The sequence below is a fragment of the Caballeronia sp. INML2 genome (genome assembly GCF_023631365.1).
Classification (GTDB): domain Bacteria; phylum Pseudomonadota; class Gammaproteobacteria; order Burkholderiales; family Burkholderiaceae; genus Caballeronia; species Caballeronia turbans.
The window spans coordinates 130,869-151,535 of sequence record NZ_JALQDH010000015.1 but is presented as its reverse complement, the minus strand read 5'-3'; the positions used below and the strand labels follow the sequence as shown (position 1 = coordinate 151,535).

The 20,667-nt window shown below is 62.2% G+C and carries 25 protein-coding genes and 1 tRNA gene; 10 read left to right on the top strand and 16 right to left on the bottom strand.

Translation table 11 applies throughout. The features are described from left to right. Nucleotides 1-195 precede the first annotated feature (195 nt). On the top strand, nt 196-456 hold the full coding sequence (locus NCT32_RS05825) for a hypothetical protein (RefSeq protein WP_035503563.1): 261 nt from the start codon (nt 196-198) through the stop codon (nt 454-456). A 15-nt stretch (nt 457-471) separates the two neighbouring features. Here NCT32_RS05825 and NCT32_RS05820 read toward each other — a convergent pair whose 3' ends face one another. Together NCT32_RS05820 and bamC are read right to left on the bottom strand one after the other, a co-directional pair. After that, the gene (locus tag NCT32_RS05820) at nt 472-762 is read right to left on the bottom strand and encodes a putative quinol monooxygenase (RefSeq protein ID WP_061120057.1); all 291 of its coding nucleotides are present in this window, start codon (nt 760-762) and stop codon (nt 472-474) included. Between the two features lie 453 nt (nt 763-1,215). Further along, nucleotides 1,216-2,436, bottom strand: coding sequence for an outer membrane protein assembly factor BamC (gene bamC / locus NCT32_RS05815; RefSeq protein WP_061120058.1), 1,221 nt, complete (start codon nt 2,434-2,436; stop codon nt 1,216-1,218). Between the two features lie 418 nt (nt 2,437-2,854). Between bamC and NCT32_RS05810 the strand changes: the two genes are divergently transcribed. Together NCT32_RS05810 and NCT32_RS05805 are read left to right on the top strand one after the other, a co-directional pair. Continuing rightward, nucleotides 2,855-3,316 carry a DUF2844 domain-containing protein gene (locus NCT32_RS05810; protein WP_061120059.1) on the top strand — a complete coding sequence of 154 codons (462 nt, stop codon included), beginning with the start codon at nt 2,855-2,857 and terminating at the stop codon, nt 3,314-3,316. Nucleotides 3,317-3,326: 10 nt separating this feature from the next. Continuing rightward, nucleotides 3,327-4,619, top strand: a complete 1,293-nt coding sequence (locus tag NCT32_RS05805) for a DUF3443 domain-containing protein (RefSeq protein ID WP_061120060.1) — start codon at nt 3,327-3,329, stop codon at nt 4,617-4,619. Nucleotides 4,620-4,686: 67 nt separating this feature from the next. Here NCT32_RS05805 and pcaC read toward each other — a convergent pair whose 3' ends face one another. Genes pcaC through NCT32_RS05775 form a run of 6 tightly spaced genes read right to left on the bottom strand, consistent with a single transcriptional unit; the run spans nt 4,687 to nt 9,839 of the window. Beyond that, on the bottom strand, nt 4,687-5,070 hold the full coding sequence (gene pcaC, locus NCT32_RS05800) for a 4-carboxymuconolactone decarboxylase (RefSeq protein ID WP_008350165.1): 384 nt from the start codon (nt 5,068-5,070) through the stop codon (nt 4,687-4,689). Then, nucleotides 5,067-5,861 carry a 3-oxoadipate enol-lactonase gene (gene pcaD / locus NCT32_RS05795; RefSeq protein ID WP_061120061.1) on the bottom strand — a complete coding sequence of 265 codons (795 nt, stop codon included), beginning with the start codon at nt 5,859-5,861 and terminating at the stop codon, nt 5,067-5,069. The genes pcaC and pcaD overlap by 4 nt, the downstream gene beginning before the upstream one ends. Before the next feature lie 4 nt (nt 5,862-5,865). Beyond that, nucleotides 5,866-7,233 carry a 3-carboxy-cis,cis-muconate cycloisomerase gene (locus tag NCT32_RS05790; protein WP_061120062.1) on the bottom strand — a complete coding sequence of 456 codons (1,368 nt, stop codon included), beginning with the start codon at nt 7,231-7,233 and terminating at the stop codon, nt 5,866-5,868. Between the two features lie 4 nt (nt 7,234-7,237). Beyond that, entirely contained in the window at nt 7,238-8,440 is a 1,203-nt protein-coding gene (gene pcaF, locus NCT32_RS05785) for a 3-oxoadipyl-CoA thiolase (RefSeq protein WP_061120063.1), read from the bottom strand. A 33-nt stretch (nt 8,441-8,473) separates the two neighbouring features. Then, nucleotides 8,474-9,130 carry a 3-oxoacid CoA-transferase subunit B gene (locus NCT32_RS05780; RefSeq protein ID WP_061120064.1) on the bottom strand — a complete coding sequence of 219 codons (657 nt, stop codon included), beginning with the start codon at nt 9,128-9,130 and terminating at the stop codon, nt 8,474-8,476. Between the two features lie 16 nt (nt 9,131-9,146). Further along, the gene (locus NCT32_RS05775; protein ID WP_061120065.1) at nt 9,147-9,839 is read right to left on the bottom strand and encodes a 3-oxoacid CoA-transferase subunit A; all 693 of its coding nucleotides are present in this window, start codon (nt 9,837-9,839) and stop codon (nt 9,147-9,149) included. A gap of 228 nt (nt 9,840-10,067) precedes the next feature. On the opposite strand from NCT32_RS05775, the gene NCT32_RS05770 reads away from it, so the two are divergent. Next, a complete protein-coding gene (locus NCT32_RS05770) occupies nt 10,068-10,886 on the top strand; it encodes an IclR family transcriptional regulator (RefSeq protein ID WP_061120066.1) in 819 nt (272 codons plus the stop codon). A 58-nt stretch (nt 10,887-10,944) separates the two neighbouring features. Continuing rightward, nucleotides 10,945-11,868, top strand: coding sequence for a LysR family transcriptional regulator (locus tag NCT32_RS05765; protein ID WP_061120067.1), 924 nt, complete (start codon nt 10,945-10,947; stop codon nt 11,866-11,868). 2 nt (nt 11,869-11,870) lie between these two features. Here the strand turns inward: NCT32_RS05765 and NCT32_RS05760 are convergent, their stop codons facing one another. Further along, the gene (locus NCT32_RS05760; RefSeq protein ID WP_250476534.1) at nt 11,871-12,287 is read right to left on the bottom strand and encodes a DoxX family protein; all 417 of its coding nucleotides are present in this window, start codon (nt 12,285-12,287) and stop codon (nt 11,871-11,873) included. A 102-nt stretch (nt 12,288-12,389) separates the two neighbouring features. Between NCT32_RS05760 and NCT32_RS05755 the strand changes: the two genes are divergently transcribed. From NCT32_RS05755 to NCT32_RS05735, 5 genes are all read left to right on the top strand, one after another. Beyond that, on the top strand, nt 12,390-13,280 hold the full coding sequence (locus tag NCT32_RS05755) for a LysR family transcriptional regulator (protein WP_061120069.1): 891 nt from the start codon (nt 12,390-12,392) through the stop codon (nt 13,278-13,280). Nucleotides 13,281-13,319: 39 nt separating this feature from the next. Next, on the top strand, nt 13,320-13,835 hold the full coding sequence (locus NCT32_RS05750; RefSeq protein ID WP_250476538.1) for a hypothetical protein: 516 nt from the start codon (nt 13,320-13,322) through the stop codon (nt 13,833-13,835). 89 nt (nt 13,836-13,924) lie between these two features. Next, nucleotides 13,925-14,001: transfer RNA gene (locus NCT32_RS05745), tRNA-Pro, on the top strand. Between the two features lie 190 nt (nt 14,002-14,191). After that, nucleotides 14,192-14,389, top strand: a complete 198-nt coding sequence (locus tag NCT32_RS05740; RefSeq protein ID WP_250489999.1) for a hypothetical protein — start codon at nt 14,192-14,194, stop codon at nt 14,387-14,389. 520 nt (nt 14,390-14,909) lie between these two features. After that, nucleotides 14,910-16,931 (top strand): hypothetical protein, encoded by a 2,022-nt coding sequence (locus tag NCT32_RS05735; protein WP_250489998.1) that lies wholly within the window; start codon nt 14,910-14,912, stop codon nt 16,929-16,931. Nucleotides 16,932-16,947: 16 nt separating this feature from the next. Here the strand turns inward: NCT32_RS05735 and NCT32_RS05730 are convergent, their stop codons facing one another. The 7 genes from NCT32_RS05730 to NCT32_RS05700 form a co-directional block, all read right to left on the bottom strand. After that, nucleotides 16,948-17,529: a lysis system i-spanin subunit Rz gene (locus tag NCT32_RS05730; protein WP_250489997.1), complete on the bottom strand. Its 582-nt coding sequence runs from the start codon at nt 17,527-17,529 to the stop codon at nt 16,948-16,950. A gap of 1 nt (nt 17,530) precedes the next feature. Beyond that, complete coding sequence (locus NCT32_RS05725) at nt 17,531-18,052, bottom strand: glycoside hydrolase family protein (protein ID WP_250489996.1); 522 nt, start codon at nt 18,050-18,052, stop codon at nt 17,531-17,533. Then, nucleotides 18,024-18,311 carry a hypothetical protein gene (locus tag NCT32_RS05720; RefSeq protein ID WP_250489995.1) on the bottom strand — a complete coding sequence of 96 codons (288 nt, stop codon included), beginning with the start codon at nt 18,309-18,311 and terminating at the stop codon, nt 18,024-18,026. The genes NCT32_RS05725 and NCT32_RS05720 overlap by 29 nt, the downstream gene beginning before the upstream one ends. Nucleotides 18,312-18,396: 85 nt before the next feature. Beyond that, a complete protein-coding gene (locus NCT32_RS05715) occupies nt 18,397-18,960 on the bottom strand; it encodes a hypothetical protein (RefSeq protein ID WP_250489994.1) in 564 nt (187 codons plus the stop codon). Further along, complete coding sequence (locus NCT32_RS05710; protein ID WP_250489993.1) at nt 18,944-19,363, bottom strand: hypothetical protein; 420 nt, start codon at nt 19,361-19,363, stop codon at nt 18,944-18,946. Before NCT32_RS05710 ends, NCT32_RS05715 begins: the two co-directional genes overlap by 17 nt. A 147-nt stretch (nt 19,364-19,510) precedes the next feature. Further along, on the bottom strand, nt 19,511-19,729 hold the full coding sequence (locus NCT32_RS05705) for a hypothetical protein (RefSeq protein ID WP_250489992.1): 219 nt from the start codon (nt 19,727-19,729) through the stop codon (nt 19,511-19,513). After that, nucleotides 19,729-20,667 (bottom strand): hypothetical protein, encoded by a 939-nt coding sequence (locus NCT32_RS05700; protein WP_250489991.1) that lies wholly within the window; start codon nt 20,665-20,667, stop codon nt 19,729-19,731. Before NCT32_RS05700 ends, NCT32_RS05705 begins: the two co-directional genes overlap by 1 nt.

Here is a 20,667-nt window from a genome sequence, read left to right as displayed (position 1 = left end):
ACAGCCCGGCGCTCCGTTTACAACCACTTCTCACCCCATAAACAAAAATGCCGTGCAGCGCTAACTGAACGGCATTAGCCTCAGGGCCGTTTTTTCGTTTGGCGCGCCTCATGGATCGAGCATGGCGTGTGCTACATTGCGCATCGTCTTTTCAATGATTCAACCGTGGAGCGCACTCACCGTGCGAACGACAGCATGAGCAATATCCAGCTCGATATCGAATGGACCGAAGCGGCATCGCGCAAGATCGAAAAACTGATGCCGCGCAACGTGAACAAGGACTCGTATCTGGCGCTGCCGCCGGTCGAATGTCTGCCGATGGAAGGTGACGTGCTCTTCCTCGGGCCGAGCGGCAAGCAACAACCGTTCATCGTCGCGGAGCGCCAGTATCACCACGACGGCGACGCCGACTGGACCATCATCCTGATCCTCGACGTTCCGCACGAAACGCACTGAAGACGGTCTCGACCGTCAGAGGATCTTGCTCGCGACGCGGACCTCGCCGTGCTCGTACAGATCCGGCGCTTTGGCGCGAAACGCCTGAATATGCGCCGATTCGCCGTGCTTTTGGAGCGCGGCTTCGCTCTCCCAGCGCTCGACGAAGATAAAGCGCCGCGGCTCCTTGATGTCGCGGTGCAAGTCGTATTGCAGCGCACCCGGTTCTTTCCGCGTCGGCTCGACGTTGGCTTCGAGCACCTGCCTCAGTTCCTCTTCCTTGCCCGGCTTGGCGACGAAAATAGCAACGACGGCAACTTCCGACATGAATGTTCTCATTATTCAATGAAGCGATGAAAGCACGAGCATAACCGCGCTCCGCCGAGATCGCTGAAAACATCCGATGAGCGCACGCAAAGAAAAAGCCCGCGTTCCAAGCGAAACGCGGGCAAAAACCGTCGCCCTACGAGGATAGGCGACGGGGCCATCGGGGTTCGCGCGTAGCGAACCAATCGTCTGTTTGTCCAGTGCGACGCGCCTGATGACGCGCTTTCGAAGCGCTTCGGGCGGGTGAATGACGCTATTGATGCAATGTACTGTCCGCCCGTTCATTTCTATAAGCTTTTGCGCACATTTCCCGATAGAAAGAATTGTCTGCGCAATTCTCGGGCGACGCTCGCATTTCTGTGCATGCTGAAAAAATCGTTTGCGCGTGCGGCGGGCATAAAAAAACCGCCTCGCGGACGAGGCGGTTTCCCTGCGATCAGGCTGACGGTACGTTCAGCTGATCTGGTCGGCGAGCAACGCCATGATCTGGCGCGCCTGCGGGGACGAATCGACATTCCCCTTGTCGTCGACGATCGCCACGCGCGTCTGCTGCTCCGTGACTGCGCGCACGTTGACCTGATATTGCTTGGCCTTCATTTCCTTGCGGCCGTGGAACACCTGACTCCAGAAGCCCTGCTCCGCGGATGACTTGTCCGTGGGATCGACATAACGCACGTAGTAGACGCCCTTGCTGCGGTCGCGGTCGTCCACCGTGAAGTTCGCGCGATCGAGCGCGATGCCCACGCGCAGCCACGCGCGGTCATACGCTTCCGGCAACGTCAGTTGCGAGGTCGTGGCCTCGGGCACGACTTCGTTGCGAATCGGCGAGTTGCCCGTGTTCGCGACATTCTGTGCCGCAACCGACGCGGCCTTCGAATCACCGCCCTTCGCGGCTTGCGCGCCTGCGGCGCCTGCTGCGCCTGCCGCAACCGGCGTGTCGAGCGGCGTCGCGCCGCCCGAAGCGGTCCGTTGATCGGCCATCGCGAGCGAGGACATCAGACGCTTGAGATATTCGTTTTCCAGCGCCGGATCGTTCGGACGCGCCTGCCACTGGCTGGAATCGTTGTTCACGCCCGTCAGCGCCTCGCGCATGCCCTTCTGGCTGATGAACACATAAGTGCCGCCGCTCGGTGCCGTTTCGAGGCGCGTGCGGTACTTGTTGCGCTCAGCGGTCACATACGAATTGCCGGTTGCCTTGGCGAGCGTGTCACGGATCAGGCCGTCCGAAATCTGCGGATGGGTTTCGTTCCAGTCCGTTTCCATCACACCCTTGTCGCGCTGATCGACGACGAGCAGGAAGCCCTGCTCCTGCCAGAAACGGCGGATTTGCGGCCATACCTGATCGGGCGTCTTGCCATCGACGACGAGCCAACGCTCGGTGCCGTCGCGTTGAATGTGCATGCCGGAGACCGGCGGGACCACCGTGGGCGCGTTCGGTGCGACTTTCTGGACTTGTTGAAGCTCGGAGAGCGATGCCTGCCCGCCCTGCGGCGGCAGCGAGCGCTGGTCGACCGCTTCGTCGAGCAGATTCGGCGGAACGGCGAGAGACACCTGTTTGGAACGCTGATCGCTCTTGTAGTTGAATGCGTTGGGATTGGTGCTGCCGCATCCCGCCACGATTCCGGCCACCGCGAAAAGCGCAGCCATGCGCTTGGTCACACGAAAATCTGTCATTTGGAGAAATCCTTCCGCTACGCCACGGGCGTTCTTCCGTGGATCAACCCAGCATTTTACCGGTCCGACGGTGTGCCGTGAAAAAAAGAGGTCCGGTCGGCCTCCGGCGAGCGCGTGCAGCGCGCGCATCTTGCCTATTGCTCGGTGTCGCAGAATGCGGATTGAAAGCAGCCAAATAGCGCGTGCGCATTTTGTATTTAAGACGCTCCGGCATCGCATTGACAATTTATGACAATCACGAAAATCAGGAATTCGGTCTTTCGCTGTGTGCAACCTGCTGATTTATAGGCGAATTTATCGCTAGTACGACGGGAATCGATCGCTCTGCCACGTGCCTTCCTCCGTATCGTTTTGCCGGGCTCTACATCTAAAATCCCATCTCAAAAACAAGAAGAGTCCTAAATAACGGAGAAAGTACATGAGAGAGATCAGAATTCCTCACTACGCGATCGCTGGCCTGGCGATTCTCACGATCGGCGCGACGGCGCCCGCTCGCGCGGAACTCGGCGCGACCGGGCGCGCCGCCGGTGCCTCGCAAGGCGATGTCGTGCATCAGGCACAGGGCGGACTCGTGCAATATCGCGAAACGACCGACCAACAAGGCATCGTCGTGCGTGAATATGTCGATACGAGCGGTGCGGTGTACGGCGTCTCCTGGCGCGGCCCGGCGATGCCGGACATCGGCGCGCTGCTTGGCGCGCACTTCGAGACGTTCAGGCAAGGCGCGAATGCGTCGGTCGGCGACGCCGGTCTGCATGCGACGCGCGTCGCGCAGGGCGATCTCGTCGTCGAAAATCGCGTGCGGCTTCGCGAATTCAGCGGACGCGCATGGCTCGCGAGCGGCCTGCCGGCGGGCGTGACATCGAGCGACATCCAGTGAGAGGCCGACGATGAACACACGCGCCCTCCACTCGATGCCCCTCTTCGCGCTCTGCGCCCTGCTTAACGCGTGCGGCGGAGGCGGAGGCTCGAACGACAGTTCCGCCGCGCCGCCCCCGCAACCGAGCGCGCCCGCAACCGCGAGCGCGGCGGCCGCGGCAAGCGCCGCCACGCCCTCGAGCGCCCCATCGCCTGCGTCCACGGACACGAGCCTGCCGCAATCGACGACACCCAACGTCCAGACGATCCACGTCACCAGCACGCCCACCAACACGCGCAACATGCTGCAAACGAGCGTCACGATCTGCGTGCCCGGCACGAACACCTGTCAGACCATCGACAACATTCAGGTCGATACCGGCTCGCATGGCCTGCGCGTGCTTGCCTCCGCGCTCAGCCCGTCGATTGCCTTGCCGCTGATCGCGGGCAGCAATCAAAGCGCGATCGTTGCGGAATGCGCGGTGTTCGGTTCGGGTTACACGTGGGGCGCGGTACGCACGGCCGACGTGCGGCTCGCCGGCCAGGTCGCGCGCTCGACCTCCGTCCAACTGATCGCCGACAGCGCCGCGCCCACGACCGCGCAGGACTGCACCCAGTCCGGTCTGCCGATGCTCTCCGCGTCGTCCTTGCGCGCGAACGGCATTCTCGGCGTCGGGCCCTTCAGCGCCGATTGCGGCGCGGGATGTGCGGTCACCGCGATGCCGCGCTGGTACTACAGCTGCATCGCGGGCAACTGCGTCTCGAGCACGGTGGCGGTCGCCCAGCAGGTGACGAATCCGGTCGCGAACTTCGCCACCGACAACAATGGCGTGCTGATCGAGCTTCCCGACGTGCCGGACAACGGCGCGATGACCGTGACCGGCACGATGACTTTCGGCATCGGCTCGCAGTCGAACAATCTGCTCGGCTCGGCGACCGTGCTCAAGTCGAGTTCGTCGTCGGGCTACGTCACGACGGATTTCGGCGGCAGCCAGTATGGGTCGAGTTTCATCGACAGCGGATCGAACGGCGTCTTCTTCCCTTCGACGACGCTTGCGAAATGCGGCGTGTGGTATTGCCCGTCCACACCGCAGACGATCGCGGCGACCATTCGCTCGTCGAGCGGCGCACAAAGCGCGGTGAGCTTTACCGTCGCGCAATCGACCGCATTGTTCGGCACAGGCAACTTCGCCTTCGACAACCTCGCCGGCGCGGCGAGCGGCTACTTCGACTGGGGCTTGCCGTTCTTCTACGGGCGCCGCGTGTTCACGGCGCTCGCCGGACGCGCGACGCCCGCCGGACCGGGACCGTACTACGCGTTCTGAGTCCAGAAACAAAAAAAACCGTCTCCGGTTTCCCGGAGACGGTTCCTCTCGAAGCCGTATTACGCGATTACGCCTTGCTTTCCTCGTCGAAGATCTTCTGCGCAAGGTGGAATGCCGAATTCGCCGCCGGCACGCCGCAGTAGACCGCCGTCTGTAGCAGCACTTCCTTGATTTCGTCCTGCGTCACGCCATTGTTCTTCGCGGCGCGCAAGTGCAGCGCGAGTTCCTCGCTGCGGTTGAGCGCAACCATCATCGCGATCGTGATGAGGCTGCGCGTGTGGCGCGGCAGGCCATCGCGCGTCCAGATCTCGCCCCACGCATAGCGCGTGATGAAGTTCTGGAACTCCGTCGTCAACTCCGTGCGATTCGCAAGCGAGCGGTCCACGTGCGCATCGGACAGCACCGCGCGACGCACCTTCATCCCCGCTTCGTAACGTTCGTCGTCGGTCATTTCTTTTCTCCGAGGAAGTCGAGGACGGCGCGCGTGTAGTCGTCGCGCTTTTCGATGTTCGACAGATGCGCCGCGTCCAGTTCGAGGTAGCGCGATCCGTCGATGTAACCCGCGAGCTCGCGGCCCTGCTCGGCCGTCGTCGACAGATCGTGCGTGCCTGCGATCACGAGCACCGGCAGCCTGATCGTTTTGGCTTCGTCGCGCAGATCGGCGTCGCGGATCGCCTCGCAGTTCGACGCGTAGCCATCGCCCGAGGTGTGGCGAAACACGTCGCGGATATTTGCGAGCTCGAGTTGCTCGCGCTCGATGAACGGCGCGGTGAACCAGCGCGCGATCACGGCGTCGGTGAGCGCGGGCATGCCGCCCGGCTCGCGCGCCTTCGCGGCGCGCGGCGTCCATACGGCGTCGGAGCCGATCAGCGCGGCGGTGTTCGACAGCACGACGCGCGAGAAACGTTCCGGATGACGCGCGGCCAAACCGATGCCGGTCAGCCCGCCCATCGACAGGCCGCAGTAGTTCGCGCGCTCGATTTTCAGATGATCCATGAGGCCGATCACGTCGCCGATCAACTGATCGATCGTGTAGGGTCCCGGCGGCACGTCGGAATGGCCGTGGCCGCGCGTGTCGTAGCGCACCACGCGGTAGTGCTTCGCGAAGGCCTCGATGTTCGGCGTCCACATCGAGACATCGGCGCCGAGCGAATTCGACAGCACGAGCCACGGCGCGCTGTCGCCCGCCGTGGCATCGATGCGATAGTGAATCCGCGTTCCGTTCACTTCGGCAAGAGGCATGTTTTTACTGCTCCTGTTGTTTCGAGTTAGCGCTCGCGATGGCGGCAGCGACGAACGCCTGCGCCTCACCGACGTAGTTCGCCGGATCGAGCAATTGCTTCAATTGATCTTGCGAGAGATGGCGCGTGACGGTTTCGTTCGCGGCGAGTTCGTCGAAGAGCGACGTGCCCTTCGCGACCGACGCCTTCGATGCGCCTTCGACGAGCTTGTGCGCATCGAGCCTGCCGATGGCGTCGCCGAGCGCGAGCATCACCGCTTCGCCGAGCACGAGGCCGTTCGTCACATCGAGGTTGTGCGCGAGACGTTCGACGTTGACTTCCATCGCCGCAACGATGCCTACGATGTTCGAAAGCGCCCCGGCCGTCAGGCGTGCGAGGTCGGGCAGCGCCTCCCACTCGGCCTGCCAGCCACCCAATGCGCGCTCGTGCTCCTGAACCATGCCGGCGAAGATCGTCGCGACGAGGTTCGGCGCGCGTGTCGCGGCGGTGAGCACCGCGGCGCAGCCGACGGGATTGCGCTTGTGCGGCATCGTCGACGAACCGCCCTTGCCTGCCGCGGCGGGTTCCGCGACTTCGCCGACTTCGGTCTGCATCATGAGCGAAATGTCGCGCGCGATTTTTCCCAGCGTGCCCGTCAACATGCCGAAGAAGGACGCCGCTTCCGCGATGCGGTCGCGCTGCGTATGCCAAGGCAGCGCGGGAAGCGTCAGTCTCAGATCTTGCGCGAGCGATGCCGCAACCGGCAGCGCCTTGTCACGCAGACTCGCGAGCGTTCCCGCCGCGCCGCCGAATTGCAGCACCAGCGTGCGCGCTTTCAACTCCGCAAGACGCTGGCGATGACGCGTCACCGCATCGAGCCATTGCGCGAACTTCAGGCCGAGCGTGATCGGCAGCGCTTGCTGAAGCCACGTGCGGCCGATCATCGGCGTTGCGCGATGCCGGTCGCCCTGCTGCGCGAGCCCATCGGACAACGAACGCAGGTCGGCATCGAAGAGATCGAGCGCCGCGCGCAATTGCAGCACGACGCCCGTATCGATGATGTCCTGACTCGTCGCGCCCCAGTGCACATACTTCGCGGCTTCGGCATCGCTCGCCTTCACGACGGCCGTCAATTGCTTGACGAGCGGAATCGCGAGGTTGCCGCCTGCTTGCGCGCCGGTCATCAGTGCGTCGCCGTCGATGTTGTCCGCGTTGCATGCGGCGACGATCGCCTCGACCGCGCCCGGCGGAATCACGCGATGCAGCGCCGACGCACGCGCGAGCGCGGCTTCGACGTCGAGCATCGCCTGCACGGTCGCGCGCGGCGACCAGATCTCGTTCGCGGCGGCGTTGCCGCACACGAGATCGGTGAGACGTCCCGTGGATGCGAACATTGCGTCAGACGCGCTCGATGATCATCGCGATGCCTTGGCCCACGCCGATGCACATCGTGCACAGCGCAAAGCGGCCGCCGGTGCGATGAAGCTGGTAGCTCGCGGTCGTGACGAGCCGCGCGCCCGACGCGCCTAGCGGATGGCCCAGCGCGATCGCGCCGCCGTTCGGGTTGACGCGGGGATCGTCGTCGGCGACGCCGAGCATGCGCAGCGTCGCCAGTCCTTGCGACGCGAAGGCTTCGTTCAGCTCGATCACATCCATCTGGTCGATGGTCATGCCAAGACGCGCGAGCAGCTTCTGCGACGCCGGACCCGGGCCGATGCCCATCACGCGCGGCGGCACGCCCGCGGTCGCGAGGCCGAGAATGCGCGCGCGCGGCGTGAGACCGTGGCGCTTAGCACTTTCCTCGTCGCCGATCAGCATCGCGACCGCGCCGTCGTTCACGCCCGACGCGTTGCCGGCCGTCACGCTTCCGTCCGGACGCACGACGCCCTTGAGCTTGGCGAGCGCTTCGAGGCTCGTTTCACGCGGATGCTCATCGCGGTCGACGACGAGCGCATCGCCCTTTTTCTGCGGAATCGTCACCGCGACGATTTCCTGTGCGAGCGTCCCGTCCTTCTGCGCGCGCGCCGCCTTCTGCTGCGAGCGCAGTGCGAACGCGTCCTGATCGGCGCGGCTGATCTTGTAGTCGTCCGCGACGTTTTCGGCGGTCTCGGGCATCGAATCGACGCCGTACTGCTTCTTCATCAGCGGATTGATGAAACGCCAGCCGATGGTCGTGTCGTGAATTTCGGCGGAACGCGAGAACGCGCTCGTCGCCTTGCCCATCACGAACGGCGCGCGGCTCATGCTCTCGACGCCGCCCGCGATCATCAGGCTCGTCTCGCCTGCCTTGATCGCCCGCGCCGCGACACCGATCGCGTCCATGCCCGAGCCGCACAGGCGGTTCACCGTCGAGCCCGGCGTGCCGACCGGAAGTCCGGCCAGAAGCGCCGACATGCGCGCGACGTTGCGGTTGTCTTCGCCCGCCTGATTCGCGCAGCCGTAGATCACTTCGTCCACCGCTTCCCAGTCCACTTCCTTGTTGCGCTCGACGAGCGCACGCAGCGGCACGGCGCCCAGATCGTCGGCGCGCACGGAGGACAGCGAACCGCCGTAACGGCCGATCGGCGTGCGGATGGCATCACATACGAAAGCTTCTTTCATCAGTTGCTCCAGTTCCTTTATGTCTCTCAGGCGTCAGACGGCTTCGGTCAGCGGCGCGTATTGAAGCGGCACCTTGGCCAGCTTCTGCAATTCGTCGAACGACAGACCTTCCACGATCTCGCGCACGACGAAGCCTTCCGGCGTCACGTCGAACACGGCGAGGTCCGTGTACACGCGATCCACGCACTGGACGCCCGTCACCGGATATGAACATTGCGCGACGAGCTTGCTTTCGCCCTGCTTCGTCAGCAGTTCCATCATCACATAGACCTGCTTTGCGCCGATCGCGAGGTCCATCGCGCCGCCGACGGCCGGAATCGCATCGGGCGCGCCGGTGTGCCAGTTCGCGAGATCGCCCGTCGCCGACACCTGGAATGCGCCGAGCACGCAGAAGTCGAGGTGGCCGCCGCGCATCATCGCGAACGAGTCGGCGTGATGAAAATAGGCGCCGCCCGTCAGCAGCGTCACATGTTGCTTGCCGGCGTTGATGAGTTCGTCGTCTTCGGAGCCGGCAGCGGGCGCCGGGCCCATGCCGAGCAGGCCGTTTTCGCTGTGCAGGAAGATTTCGCGATCCGCCGCGAGGTGATTGGCGACGAGCGTCGGCACGCCGATGCCCAGATTCACGTATGCGCCTTCGGGAATATCCGCGGCCACGCGCCTGGCCATTTCGTCACGAGTGAGTTTCTTCATGGCTTTTCGTCCTTCCTTAAGCAGCGAGTTCGGCTTGATGCACGGCTTGCGGCACTTCCACGACGCGCTGCACGAAGATGCCCGGCGTCACGATGTTTTCGGGGTCCAACTCACCGAGCGGCACGACCTTCGAGACCTGCGCGATCGCCGTTTTCGCGGCGCTCGCCATGATCGGGCCGAAGTTGCGCGCAGTTTTACGATAGACCAGATTGCCCCAGCGGTCGCCCTTGAATGCCTTCACGAGCGCGAAATCCGCATGCAGCGGCGCTTCGAGCACATAGTGCTTGCCGTCGATCACGCGCGTTTCCTTGCCTTGCGCGAGCTTCGTGCCGTAGCCGGTCGGCGTGAAAAAGCCGCCGATGCCCGCGCCCGCCGCACGGATGCGCTCGGCCAGATTGCCCTGCGGCACGAGTTCCAGTTCGATTTCGCCCGCGCGGTACAGCGCGTCGAATACATAAGAATCCGTCTGGCGCGGGAACGAGCAGATGATCTTGCGCACGCGCTTCGCCTTGAGCAACGCAGCCAGGCCCGTGTCGCCGTTGCCGGCGTTGTTGTTGACGATCGTGAGTTCGCGCGCGCCCTGCTCGATGAGCGCGTCGATCAGCTCGGAGGGCATGCCCGCCGTACCGAAACCGCCGATCATGATGGTCGCGCCGTCGTGGACGTCGGCCACGGCCGAGGCGAGCGAATCGAAAATCTTGTTGATCATGTGCCGTTCCTTCTCCTGTCTCGGGCGCCGATTTGAAAATCGCGCCTCGAATTCGGGTTTACCAGTTGGTAATCAGACTTGCTTCAAAATGTTCGTCATGCGAACATGGATTCGTTTAGCGAACATCGGCATAGTAGTCCCGCGTTCGTTGTCGTGTCAACGAAGCATGCGCAAACTGCGGGTTTTCACTGAAGCCGCAGACCGTTCGCCCCTTTCGTGACGAGCCTTATGAAGAATCCAGCCACGCCCAATCCAGATGCCGAGCCGCAAGACACGCAGACGCGCCCCGGCGACGCATACGTTCAGTCTTTCGCACGCGGGCTCGCGGTGATCCGTTCGTTCGACGCGAACCGCCCCGCCCAGACGCTCACCGATGTCGCCGCGGCAACGGGCCTCACGCGCGCGGGCGCCCGCCGCATTCTTCTGACGCTGCAGGCGCTCGGCTATGTCGAAGCCGACGGGCGTCTCTTTCAACTGACGCCGAAGATTCTCGACCTCGGGTTCGCGTACCTGACCTCGATGCCCTTCTGGAATCTCGCGGAGCCGGTGATGGAAGACCTCGTCGAGCAGGTTCACGAAAGCTGCTCGGCCGCGGTGCTGAACGGCGCGGAAATCGTCTATGTCCTGCGCGTGCCGACGCACAAGATCATTACGCAGAATCTGTCGATCGGCAGCCGCCTGCCCGCGTTCTGCACGTCGATGGGTCGCGTGCTGCTCGCCGCGCTCGACGAAGCGCGCCTCGACGAAGTGCTCGATTCGAGCCCGCTCGTCGCGCGCACGCCGCGCACGGTCGTCGACAAGAACGCGCTCAAGGAAGCGATCGCCATCGTGCGCCGCCAGGGCTGGGCGATCGTCGATCAGGAACTGGAGGAAGGGCTGATTTCGATGTCCGCGCCGATCCGCGACCGGCAGGGACGCGTGATCGCGGCGCTGAACATCAGCGGAAACGCCCAGCGCAAAAACGCCAGACAGATGGTGAAAGCGTTTCTGGAGCCGTTGCAGGAAGCGGCTCAGCGCGTGTCGGACATGGTCGCGCGGCGCGGCTGATGGCGCGCGTTGACGTGGGAATCGCCGCGCGCCAACATCGTTGGCGGAGCATCGCGCCATGAACGACCTCGATCTCAATCTGATTCCCTACCTCGTCGCCATCGAGGAAACGCGCAACGTGAGCCGCGCGGCCGAACGGCTCGGCGTGAGCCAGCCGCGCGTGTCGACGGCGCTCGCGCGCCTGCGCGAATACTTCAACGATCCGCTTTTCGTACGCACCTCGCGCGGCATGGAACCGACGCCGCGCACCATCGCGCTCGTGCCCGCTGCGCGCGAGGCGTTGGCGCGCATCGAACGCGGCCTGCTCGACCGGCAGCACTTCGATGCGTCGACAAGCACGGAGACTTTCTCGATCGCGCTATCCGATGTCGGCGAAATCGTATTCCTGCCGCGGCTGCTGCAAGCGTTCGCGAAGGAGGCGCCGAATGCGAATCTGCGCTCGGTGTCGGCGTCGCACGGGGATGTCGAGCGCGGGCTCGAATCGGGCGATATCGATCTTGCGGTCGGCTATTTCCCGGATCTGCGCGGCAACAACTTCTTTCAGCAGCGACTTTTTTCGCATCGCTTCATCTGTCTGATGCGGCGCGATCATCCGTACGCGAGCGAGCCGCTCACGCTCGCGCGCTTCATGGAATGCGGCCACGCCGTCGTGCGCGCCGAAGGCCGCAGTCAGGAGATCCTGGAAAATTTTCTCGACAAGGAACGCGTGCGGCGCCGTGCGGTGCTCGAGACGCCGCACTTCATGAGCCTGCCGTTCATCCTGTCGCGCACCGATCTGATCGCGACGGTGCCGCACGCGATCGGCTTCGCGTATGTGGCCGAGCATGCGTCGATCACGCTCGCCGAGCCGCCGCTCGCGCTGCCGCGCTTCGATCTGAAGCAGCACTGGCATCGCAAGTTTCATAACGATGCGCGCACGATGTGGCTGCGCCGGATCGTCGCTTCACTCTTCAACGACGAGCTCGACGAGTGGCCGAAATAGCTTCACCGCCGATTGTCGATGCTCCACGCGCCCGGCCCCGCCGCCGCAATGAACAGGCAGATGAACGACAGCAGCACGGCCGGCTCGCCCTGATTCAGCAGCGGCAGGAAGAAGTGTCCATTCGGCGCATGTCCGAGGAAATAGGCGAACGCGAGTTCACCGGACAACACGAACGCCGCCGCGCGCGTGAACCAGCCGATCAACACGAGCACGCCGCCAACCAGTTCAATGGCGCCCGCCGCGCCGAGCAACGAGAAGAGCGGCAAGCCATCGAACATCGCGATGTGCGGAACATGAAACAGCTTGGCGCTCGCATGCGTGAGCAGCACATACGACGCGACGATGCGCAACAGAGCGTGAGCGTAGCCGGCTAGCGCAGGTACGCGGGACACGGCTGAGGGAACTTGAGTCGTAGACATCGCGAAACTCCTGTGATGGTTAATGCTCGCAGTCTAGGCAGGCATCGTCCGTCGATAAATCCGGTTAACATTGGCTTTTTGTTTCCGAACAGGAAATGATCGATGGACGCTCTGACCAGCCTGCGCGTGTTCCGTGAAGTCGTCGAGGCGGGAAGTTTCGTGAAAGCCGCCGAGCGGCTCGACATCTCTACCGCGATGACGAGCAAGCACGTTGCCAATCTCGAACGTCAGTTGGGCGTGCGCCTCTTGAACCGCACGACGCGCCATCTGAGCCTCACAGAGGCCGGCAGCGTGTATTACGAGCAGTGCAGCGAGGCGCTCGACATCCTGCAGGCCGCGCAGGCGGCAGTCGGCGTGCAGACCGCGCAGCCGCAAGGCGTGCTCAAGGTCACCGCACCGGGCTGGTTCGCCAATCGCACGTTCGCGGATCTGCTCGTCGCGTATCAGGCGCGCTATCCGGGCGTGCTCGTCGATCTGCGGCTGGAGAACCGCTTCGTCGATCTGGTCGAGGAAGGCTATGACATGGCGATCCGCGCGACATCCGAGCCGTCGCCTTCGCTGATCGTGCGGCCGCTGTGCAAGATGCCCTTCGTGCTCGCCGGCTCGCGCGCCTATCTCGAACAGCACGGCAAGCTGCGTCATCCGGACGATGTCGCGCGTCATCGCTTCGTGTTGCCGACGTACACGAACGTCGACACCGTGACGCTGACGGGACCGGACGGCGTGTTCACCGTGAAGAATCAAGCTGTGCTCAAGACCAACGATACGTCGATGGCGCTGCAACTCGTGCGCGCGGGGCTCGGCCTCGCGTATTTTCCGGCGTGGATCGTCGAACCCGAGCTGGCCTCAGGCTCGCTCGTGCGCGTGCTGCCGAGCTACACGGCGTTCGCGCCGTCCGTGTATGCGGTGTACACGAGCCGAAAGTACATGACGACCAAGGTACGGACTTTCATCGACTTTTTGTCGGAGTCGTTAGCCGATCGGCCTATGTAATTAGGAATACTCTCATTCAAGCGTTAGGTCTTGCGTGTGATGATCGCGCCCGCTTCCGGATCGGGCGCTCGAGACGCGACAAAAAGTTTCATCTTGCGCGCCGCCGGGATCTTCCCTGTTACCCGCACGCGAGGCACGCGCGATATGGATTTTCCCTGGCTTCCCCTGGCCTTCAGTCTGACCTTGCTTGGCCTGGCGCTTTTTATCTGTCGCGCCTTGAACGCGAGCCTTGGCGCGCCGAAGTGGAACGGCGCACTGCTTTTTCTGGCCCTCTGCGTATTGGCGATGCTGCTGGACTTTACGCTGACGATGGTCTTCGCATCCGCGAATTTCCATGAACGCACTCGCTACGACAGCCTCGGATCGAGGATCGCGTGGAGCGAACGGATCGTCACGTATCTGATTCCCTGCACGATATCGCTGCTGCTTGCGTTGAGATTTCGTCGGCGTCAGCGCTTCGCGCGCGAGGGTGTCCACGGTCGAAGCGAGACGGAACGCGAAGGCTCCGTGCAGATTCAAACCTCGCCTTACACGCAGTCGGAGCTGACGCTCTGACCCACCGCGAGTGAATTTGGTGAGTGCAACAGCGAAATTGTTGGAAGCAGTTCTACTATCCGTTTCTCTCTGATATACTTTCGCTCTTTCGGGGCGTAGCGCAGCCTGGTAGCGTACCTGCATGGGGTGCAGGTGGTCGGAGGTTCAAATCCTCTCGCCCCGACCAGACACAAACCCGCGTCAGCTAAGGCTGGCGCGGGTTTTTTCTTGTGCTCAAGATTTAGGCAAGTGCGGGCCGATATTAGAAAGTTTCTAATATTTGTGGGAGACGCGCGGCTCGCGCGCTCGCGTGATACTGTATATACATACAGTACAGGGAGGCTGGCATGGGCCTATGGCGTTCGCGACGAGAGGAAGTGGAACTGACGGCGATGTGGTGCCCGGTCTGCGCGAGACGGCTCACGCGCGATGAGTTTCAGCCGGCGGGTGGTGATGTGCCTGATCGGTGGATGTGCGGAGACTGCGATTGCATCGTCAGCAAATACGACGACGAATACGAGCAACCGCAATGGATCGCGGCCGCAGAAAATCAGGTCCGGGTTTGCGATGGGTAAGAACGGAAGCGTTCTCCTTGGTGAGCTCGCCGAGCGCGCGAGCCACATCGACGTCGCGTGCTCCCGGTGCGACCGCAAAGGCCGGTATCGAGTGGCCAAGCTAGTCGCGCGACTCGGAGACGACTTCCCGATGACGGACCTCGGCTCCGAGCTGGCGGATTGTCCTCGGCGGAGCGCCACCGCTCATCACGAGCGGTGCGACGTGTATTTCCCGCGGCTGCCGCAAATTATGTCGGGGGAGGAACCGATGTCAGCAGCAAACCCTGACGATTCCTGAGCCATTCCACGCCGGCGTGCGGTTAACGCAACGGCGAGGCGCACGAAGTGCCGGTTTAGGAAGCGTTTACGGTAGACTGCGCGCACTTATTTCCGACACTCATATGAAATACGCAGTGATCTTGACAGTCATGCTGGCTCTTTCCGATCGCGACCAAAGTGTTAAGCCAAAGCCTGGCTACGAGCCCACGACTGCAAAGGCGCCGAACCCACACTTCCCGGCAGAAGAGAAGTGAGCGGCTCAATGGATTATCAGGATTACAGTGTCGATGGTTTGCTGCTTGGACTTGGACTCGTCTTAATACCAATCATAATTTGGTCCGCATATTGGCTGTGGTTGAGAACTACGTCCGCTCTCAACGCGACGATCTCGCAGAAACACGCTCAACTCTCGTCAAATAAAGGCGTTCGCATTTTTTGCGGTATTGCTCTTCTATTCGCTGGTTTATTGATCGTTCCACTAATGCCTTGGATGCCGAAGCCCGGCCTTGACGCGTCGTGGGCGTACGCCTTTAACGTGGCCGTCGCGAAGCATCTGGTTTTCGGGAGAGACGTGATTTTCACGTTCGGTCCGCTGGCGTCCGTGTACACGACTTTGTACGGACCGGAAACCGACATGACCATGCTAATAGGTAGCACTGTGGTCGCAATCGGCTTCTGCACAACAGCTTACGCCCTCGTTTCTGAACGTCGTCGGATTCTCCTTATCGTGCTGCCCATGATTGTGGTGCTCTCGAACTTCAGAGATCCGATATTCATGGTTTTGCCGATGCTTGTGATGTTGTGCGCATGGCGTCGGACTCCCGCCGCGGCCATCTATATCGGAGCGGCGGCCGTGGGTTTGCTGCCATTGATCAAGGGAAGTCTCACGGCGATCGCAGCCGCGGGCATTCTTATGGCCTGCGCAATCGCCGCGATTCAAGGCAGGCGTAGGGTCGCTTTTCTGGTGGTCCTGCTCCCGCTCCTGTTGATGCTGGTGACATGGCTGCTTTGTAGCCAACCGTTGGGTGCCCTGCCGACTTACATAAAGATGCAGGGGCCGGTTATTGCTGGCTATACCGACGCAATGGCGTCGGACGGACCTGCTTGGCCCGTGTGGACATATGTTGCTACGTGCACTGCGTTACTGCTGTCGTTCGCCGCGTCATTCAGATGGAGGCCGAAGCTTCAAGACATCATCGCCCTCGCTGGATTGGCTTTGTTTTCAGCCGTGGCCTTCAAAGCTGGGTTCGTACGTCAGGATGTACACCCACTGATTTCCGCCGCCGCTTTGCTGCTGTTGGCTTTCTGCGTTGCGGGCACGACCGCCTGGCAGACTGGTGCCCTTGCGATTTTCATATCGATTGCCGGCTGGTATGCAATCGAAGCGTCGACGACTGCCCCGAATTCGACGGCAGCGAACCTGTCAACGCGTGTCACAAAACGCTTGAATGGCACATTCAACGGGATTAAGACAAGGATTTTCAAACCGGACGCTTTGCTCGCAGCATTCAATAAGGCGAACGCGAGAATCGAAGCACACACTCCGCTAGCCGGTGTGACCGGACCGTCCGACGTATATCCCTCCGAGATCTCGATCCTTTTCGCAAACAAGATCGAATGGTCGCCGAGGCCGATCATCCAAAGCTATTCGGCATACCTTCCGGTCTTGGATGCATTGAACGCTAAGCATCTCAACGGAAGCAAAGCCCCTCAGAACGTATTTCTATCGGTCAGTCCGCTCGATGAGCGAATTGCCACGATGGAAGACGCTCATAGTTGGCCCGTGCTTCTCACCGACTATGCGGTAAAAAAGAATCTTGGTGACCGTCTATGGCTGACGAAAGACGGGCATCGCGCGATGACGTTCGGTGCACCAGTGACCGTGGCAACAGAGATGAACGTCGAGAATCCCGTCCCAGTACCGATCGATGGAGCCGTCTGGCTCAGTGTTCATTTCCGCAAGACACCGTTCGGCAAAGCGCTCAGTGCCGCCTACAAGCTGTCGCCAGTTGTCTTGGAAGTTCGCCTTTCGGATGGGTCGGTTTCGTATCCTCGCATCGTTCCAGAGATGGCTGCGGGCGGGTTCCTCCTTTCACCGTACATAGCGAAGACTGACGATTTTATTGCTGCTCAAGAAGGCAAAGGGCGCCGGGTACTTTCACTTCGGGTGCTCACGCATTCCGAGGGGCAATGGGAACTGCCGGTTGATCTCACCTTCAGGCAGGTACGAATCGCGCCGAGCCTTGTGGCGACTGCCCTTGCTGCGCATGCGGAGACAAGGTAACACGGCCATACCTTGGTCACCGGGGCCTTGCAGCGGTCGTAAGGCTGCACGCGCCAGCGATCAATCCTTGCTGTTGGAGGATGCAGACGTAGTGCTGGAGGTATTCTGCTTTTGCGCGGGCGTCGCTGTCTGCGTCGTCGACGATCTCGAAAAGAGCTGATCCAAACGCAGGTGATAGCTCGGCTGTGCCACCGGCACCATTGCCCACGCTGCTGGCGCTTGCGCCTGAATCTGCCACGTTGCCACTGCTTGCGGGGGCGTAGGCGGTGACTGCGACGCGCAGCCGGCGAGCGCCATCAGCGATAGCAGCGCGATTCTTCGCATTGTCGGAATCATGGGATGCTTTCTCCTGAATGAGTTCTGCGTCCAAAGACGCGATCTGCGTTGACGCGTCGTTCTGCTTTGCGATCGCCGCGCGCGCCGCGCTGGCGGCCGCGTCGGACACGGCCTGCAACTTCTGCGCGTTGATCTCGTTGTCGCGCGCGTGCACGGTCTGCTCGCTTGCGAGCTTCGTGGCGTCGACCGTATGCACAGCGGCCCCGCCGATCGCGATGCCGAGTGCGCTAGCGATGATTCCTGTGATGAGGTATGGAGACATGTCAGTTTCCTCGGCAGGCCTGCGCCTCGATCTGGCGACGCGTCACGATTCCGCCACAGCGGTTCGCCGCTATCGCGCAGTCCTTTCCGGCCACGAAGCGCCACTTGATGAACTCGTTGCACGCATTGGGGAAGTCGCGCGCGATGTAGCGCTTGCGCAGCGTCGAGCCCTTGTAATTCGGCATGCCGATGTTGTAGGCGAGATCCACTACGGCAACCTTCTGCCCGTCCGTGAGCGTGTCGAAGCCAGGCGTGATGGCACGCACGGATTCTGCATAGCCCGCGAGGCTGTCGCCAAGCATCGACTTGCACTCCGGCAGCGAATAGGCGCGCATCTCGACGTTCGTCTCGCCGAAGCAGACGGTTTGGATGTTGTTCGCGAGACGATCGTTATAGGGTTTCAGCGAAACGCCCTCTTGTGAAGCAGTCAGCGCGACGAGCGAAGCTGCGGCGGCAGCGCCGAGCGTCGCGGCGAGTGTCTTCTTGCCGGGCCGCTTACTCGGCTGCTGCGCTTGCGTCGCCATCAGCAACCTCGGTCGTGGTCGTTTTCGGAGCCGTCGTCGTGTAGCGCGCGGCGATGATCGCGAGACAGCCGACCGCGATCGCGACCGCAAGCCGCCAGCGATCCGGAAGAAGCGACTTCACTTCGTCGGGCATGCCCGTCCATGCGGCCTCGATGAAAGGCGACGCGGCAGAGACAGCGCCGAGCGCCGCCGCAATGATCGTCGACGAGTATGTGTGCACCTTGGCCGCGTCATCGACCAGGCGAAGCTTGAGGTTCATAGGTTCTCTGAAAAGAAAAACCCGGCGCGTGGCCGGGTAGAGTCGGGTAACTGTTTCCGCTATTGATATGTCGATAGCGATCGGGTCATCGTCTGCTGCCAGCCCACGGCGTCGACGGCACGACCGCCGTCGGATGCGTTGCGGTGTCGAGCTTCTTCTCTGTCGCCTTCGCCGTGCTCGCTGCTTCGGCTGCGCTTGCGGTGGCAACGGATACCTTCCGCTCGACAACTTCAGTTTTCTTCGCTGCCGCGACAGCCGCCACGGCAGCCGCACGAGTCTGCTTGAGCATCGCCGCCTGCCGCGCATCCGTCAGCTTCGCGCGATCGCCGAGAAAGCGCAGCGTGTACGCCGCGAGCTCGTGCGTATCGGTCATCTGCGCCTTCAGATCCACAAGCGCCTGCTCACTGCGCTCGTTGAGCTTCTGCAGCCCCTCGATTCGGCCAGCGAACTCGCGCGTGCACGCTTCGCGCGTCTCTTGCCGCACCTTCGGAAACCGTGCGAGATACGCGGCGCGCTCGGCCTGCCAGCTCGCGCGTTCAACCGACATGCCCCATTGTCCGATGAAGAAACCGACCGCGGCGACACCGATCAAGCCCCCGATGAGACACGCGCCCACAACCCACCATCGCCAGTCACGAACGCGAGACATCTGATTCCCTCCGGTTGTCGATCGCACGTTCAAGACGTTCGATCCGAGTTTTCAGTTCGAGGACTTCGGCCTCCGCGCGCTGCGCACGTCGGTCAGCCGCATCGGCTCGTTGCTCAGCAACGCGCATGAGTTCTTCGGCGCGGTCAGCACGCTGCACTGCGAGGAGCTCGCGTGCCTCAGCGCGTCCGGCGCGCTCTTCGGCCAATGTGGCGAGACGTTCAAATCTCGCGATTGCCTCCACCTGTGCGGCGGAGTCCGCCTTAACGATGTTGGCTTCGCCCTCGCTCTCGGCCTGCCGCCTGCGATCGATCTGCCGCCACATGCGGCCACCAACCCAGAAGGTTCCAACGCTTCCGAGGGCCGTCACGATCGATTTAACGCCCTCGTTCCAGAACTCCGACATGCGCATTGCCTCGTAGATTTGCCGGTCATCCGGGTATAAAAGAGCCGCCCTCGAAGCGGCTTGCATATAATGTCTGGCAGTTAGCCGGAACAGACGTCAACCTGCTCGATCCCTATCAGACCATCGTCTTTCTAAAGCCAAAATTGATCAGCTAGGCGGCAAGAAGACGCCGCCGTCATATATCCAACCTTGCTGCGGTTGAGGACTGATGTTGGTAACATCTATCAACGTGGCAACAAATTCAGGAGTGAATCTCTCTTTTATCGGATACTCAAGCCCATCCGAGTCGAAGAGCGGGTTGATAATCTCAAACACCACGTTCTTCTGCTGCAGTTCAGTGACTTGGCAACGGACATAGACTGACATCACGAGTACTCCCTAACGATGATCGCGCCTGGCGCGCCTGCGGCGCCAGCCGCCGCCGCTGCACTTTGTTGCGCCGCCGACCCTCCAGCGCCGGATCCGAAACCTTGCCCTGGTTTCGGTGTGGCCGATAGTCCGTAGCCGCCGCCGGTTCCAAGCGGGTTCGAGCCGCCGCTACCGCCAACCGGCGATGCCGTGTTGGCAACAAAGATGCTGTGTTGTCCGGGCGCGCCGGCCATGCTCAACACATTCCCTCCTGTCGGTGCGGAACTTACCGTCGCGCCAGGATTAATGGATGGAGTTGTCGTTGCGACAGCAGAACTCCCCGCAGAAGCGCTTCCGCCGGGGCAAGTAATCAATGATCCGAATGAGGTTGTTCCTCCATTGCCGCCCGAATTATTTCCCGCAGCTGCGGCGGCCCCTCCAGCGCCGATGGTGATCGTCTGCGCCGTGAGGGCAGACAAGATGCTCCGCGCATAGGCCCCACTTCCTCCTCCTCCGACAATGGCAATCTGTGAAGAACTTGTTGCGGCAGTGCCCCCACACCCGCCGCCACCACCGACTACTTCGACGTCCCACGCGGTCGCACTGGAGAGCGGCGTGAAAGTGCTAGCACCCGTTGCGGTGAATGCGCCGCCATTTACTGACACCATTTGCGTGCCACCGACCAGCGTGTAGACCGAGGTGCGGAGCAATCGGCCCGAGCCTACAAATGCTTTGATGGCATCGCGGACTTGGGTGTATGTCGTCTTGCTCGGTGTGAGTCCACCAGCCGCGACCACGGCCATGAGCTCTTCCTGAACCATGTTCAGCCAGGAGCCGCGAACGTTCGTCGCCGGAGTGCCCGCCGTCGGATTTCCTTCCGTGAAGTAGCCCGGCGTACCGGCCGCCTCTGGAAGGGGCAGGCTCGCCGCCGCAGTTGCATCGTCAATGCGTTGCAT

Coding starts and splice junctions, on each gene's coding strand:
- NCT32_RS05725 (WP_250489996.1), bottom strand. CDS start 18,052: ATGGCGACGCAAGCGCAGCAGCCGAGTAAGCGGCCCGGCAAGAAGACA.
- pcaD (WP_061120061.1), bottom strand. CDS start 5,861: ATGCCTCTTGCCGAAGTGAACGGAACGCGGATTCACTATCGCATCGAT.
- NCT32_RS05825 (WP_035503563.1), top strand. CDS start 196: ATGAGCAATATCCAGCTCGATATCGAATGGACCGAAGCGGCATCGCGC.
- NCT32_RS05710 (WP_250489993.1), bottom strand. CDS start 19,363: ATGTCGGAGTTCTGGAACGAGGGCGTTAAATCGATCGTGACGGCCCTC.
- NCT32_RS05820 (WP_061120057.1), bottom strand. CDS start 762: ATGTCGGAAGTTGCCGTCGTTGCTATTTTCGTCGCCAAGCCGGGCAAG.
- bamC (WP_061120058.1), bottom strand. CDS start 2,436: ATGACAGATTTTCGTGTGACCAAGCGCATGGCTGCGCTTTTCGCGGTG.
- NCT32_RS05765 (WP_061120067.1), top strand. CDS start 10,945: ATGAACGACCTCGATCTCAATCTGATTCCCTACCTCGTCGCCATCGAG.
- NCT32_RS05760 (WP_250476534.1), bottom strand. CDS start 12,287: ATGTCTACGACTCAAGTTCCCTCAGCCGTGTCCCGCGTACCTGCGCTA.
- NCT32_RS05715 (WP_250489994.1), bottom strand. CDS start 18,960: ATGTCTCGCGTTCGTGACTGGCGATGGTGGGTTGTGGGCGCGTGTCTC.
- NCT32_RS05735 (WP_250489998.1), top strand. CDS start 14,910: ATGGATTATCAGGATTACAGTGTCGATGGTTTGCTGCTTGGACTTGGA.
- NCT32_RS05730 (WP_250489997.1), bottom strand. CDS start 17,529: ATGTCTCCATACCTCATCACAGGAATCATCGCTAGCGCACTCGGCATC.
- pcaF (WP_061120063.1), bottom strand. CDS start 8,440: ATGAAAGAAGCTTTCGTATGTGATGCCATCCGCACGCCGATCGGCCGT.
- NCT32_RS05770 (WP_061120066.1), top strand. CDS start 10,068: ATGAAGAATCCAGCCACGCCCAATCCAGATGCCGAGCCGCAAGACACG.
- NCT32_RS05755 (WP_061120069.1), top strand. CDS start 12,390: ATGGACGCTCTGACCAGCCTGCGCGTGTTCCGTGAAGTCGTCGAGGCG.
- NCT32_RS05805 (WP_061120060.1), top strand. CDS start 3,327: ATGAACACACGCGCCCTCCACTCGATGCCCCTCTTCGCGCTCTGCGCC.
- NCT32_RS05700 (WP_250489991.1), bottom strand. CDS start 20,667: ATGCAACGCATTGACGATGCAACTGCGGCGGCGAGCCTGCCCCTTCCA.
- NCT32_RS05810 (WP_061120059.1), top strand. CDS start 2,855: ATGAGAGAGATCAGAATTCCTCACTACGCGATCGCTGGCCTGGCGATT.
- NCT32_RS05705 (WP_250489992.1), bottom strand. CDS start 19,729: ATGTCAGTCTATGTCCGTTGCCAAGTCACTGAACTGCAGCAGAAGAAC.
- NCT32_RS05720 (WP_250489995.1), bottom strand. CDS start 18,311: ATGAACCTCAAGCTTCGCCTGGTCGATGACGCGGCCAAGGTGCACACA.
- NCT32_RS05775 (WP_061120065.1), bottom strand. CDS start 9,839: ATGATCAACAAGATTTTCGATTCGCTCGCCTCGGCCGTGGCCGACGTC.
- pcaC (WP_008350165.1), bottom strand. CDS start 5,070: ATGACCGACGACGAACGTTACGAAGCGGGGATGAAGGTGCGTCGCGCG.
- NCT32_RS05750 (WP_250476538.1), top strand. CDS start 13,320: ATGATCGCGCCCGCTTCCGGATCGGGCGCTCGAGACGCGACAAAAAGT.
- NCT32_RS05780 (WP_061120064.1), bottom strand. CDS start 9,130: ATGAAGAAACTCACTCGTGACGAAATGGCCAGGCGCGTGGCCGCGGAT.
- NCT32_RS05790 (WP_061120062.1), bottom strand. CDS start 7,233: ATGTTCGCATCCACGGGACGTCTCACCGATCTCGTGTGCGGCAACGCC.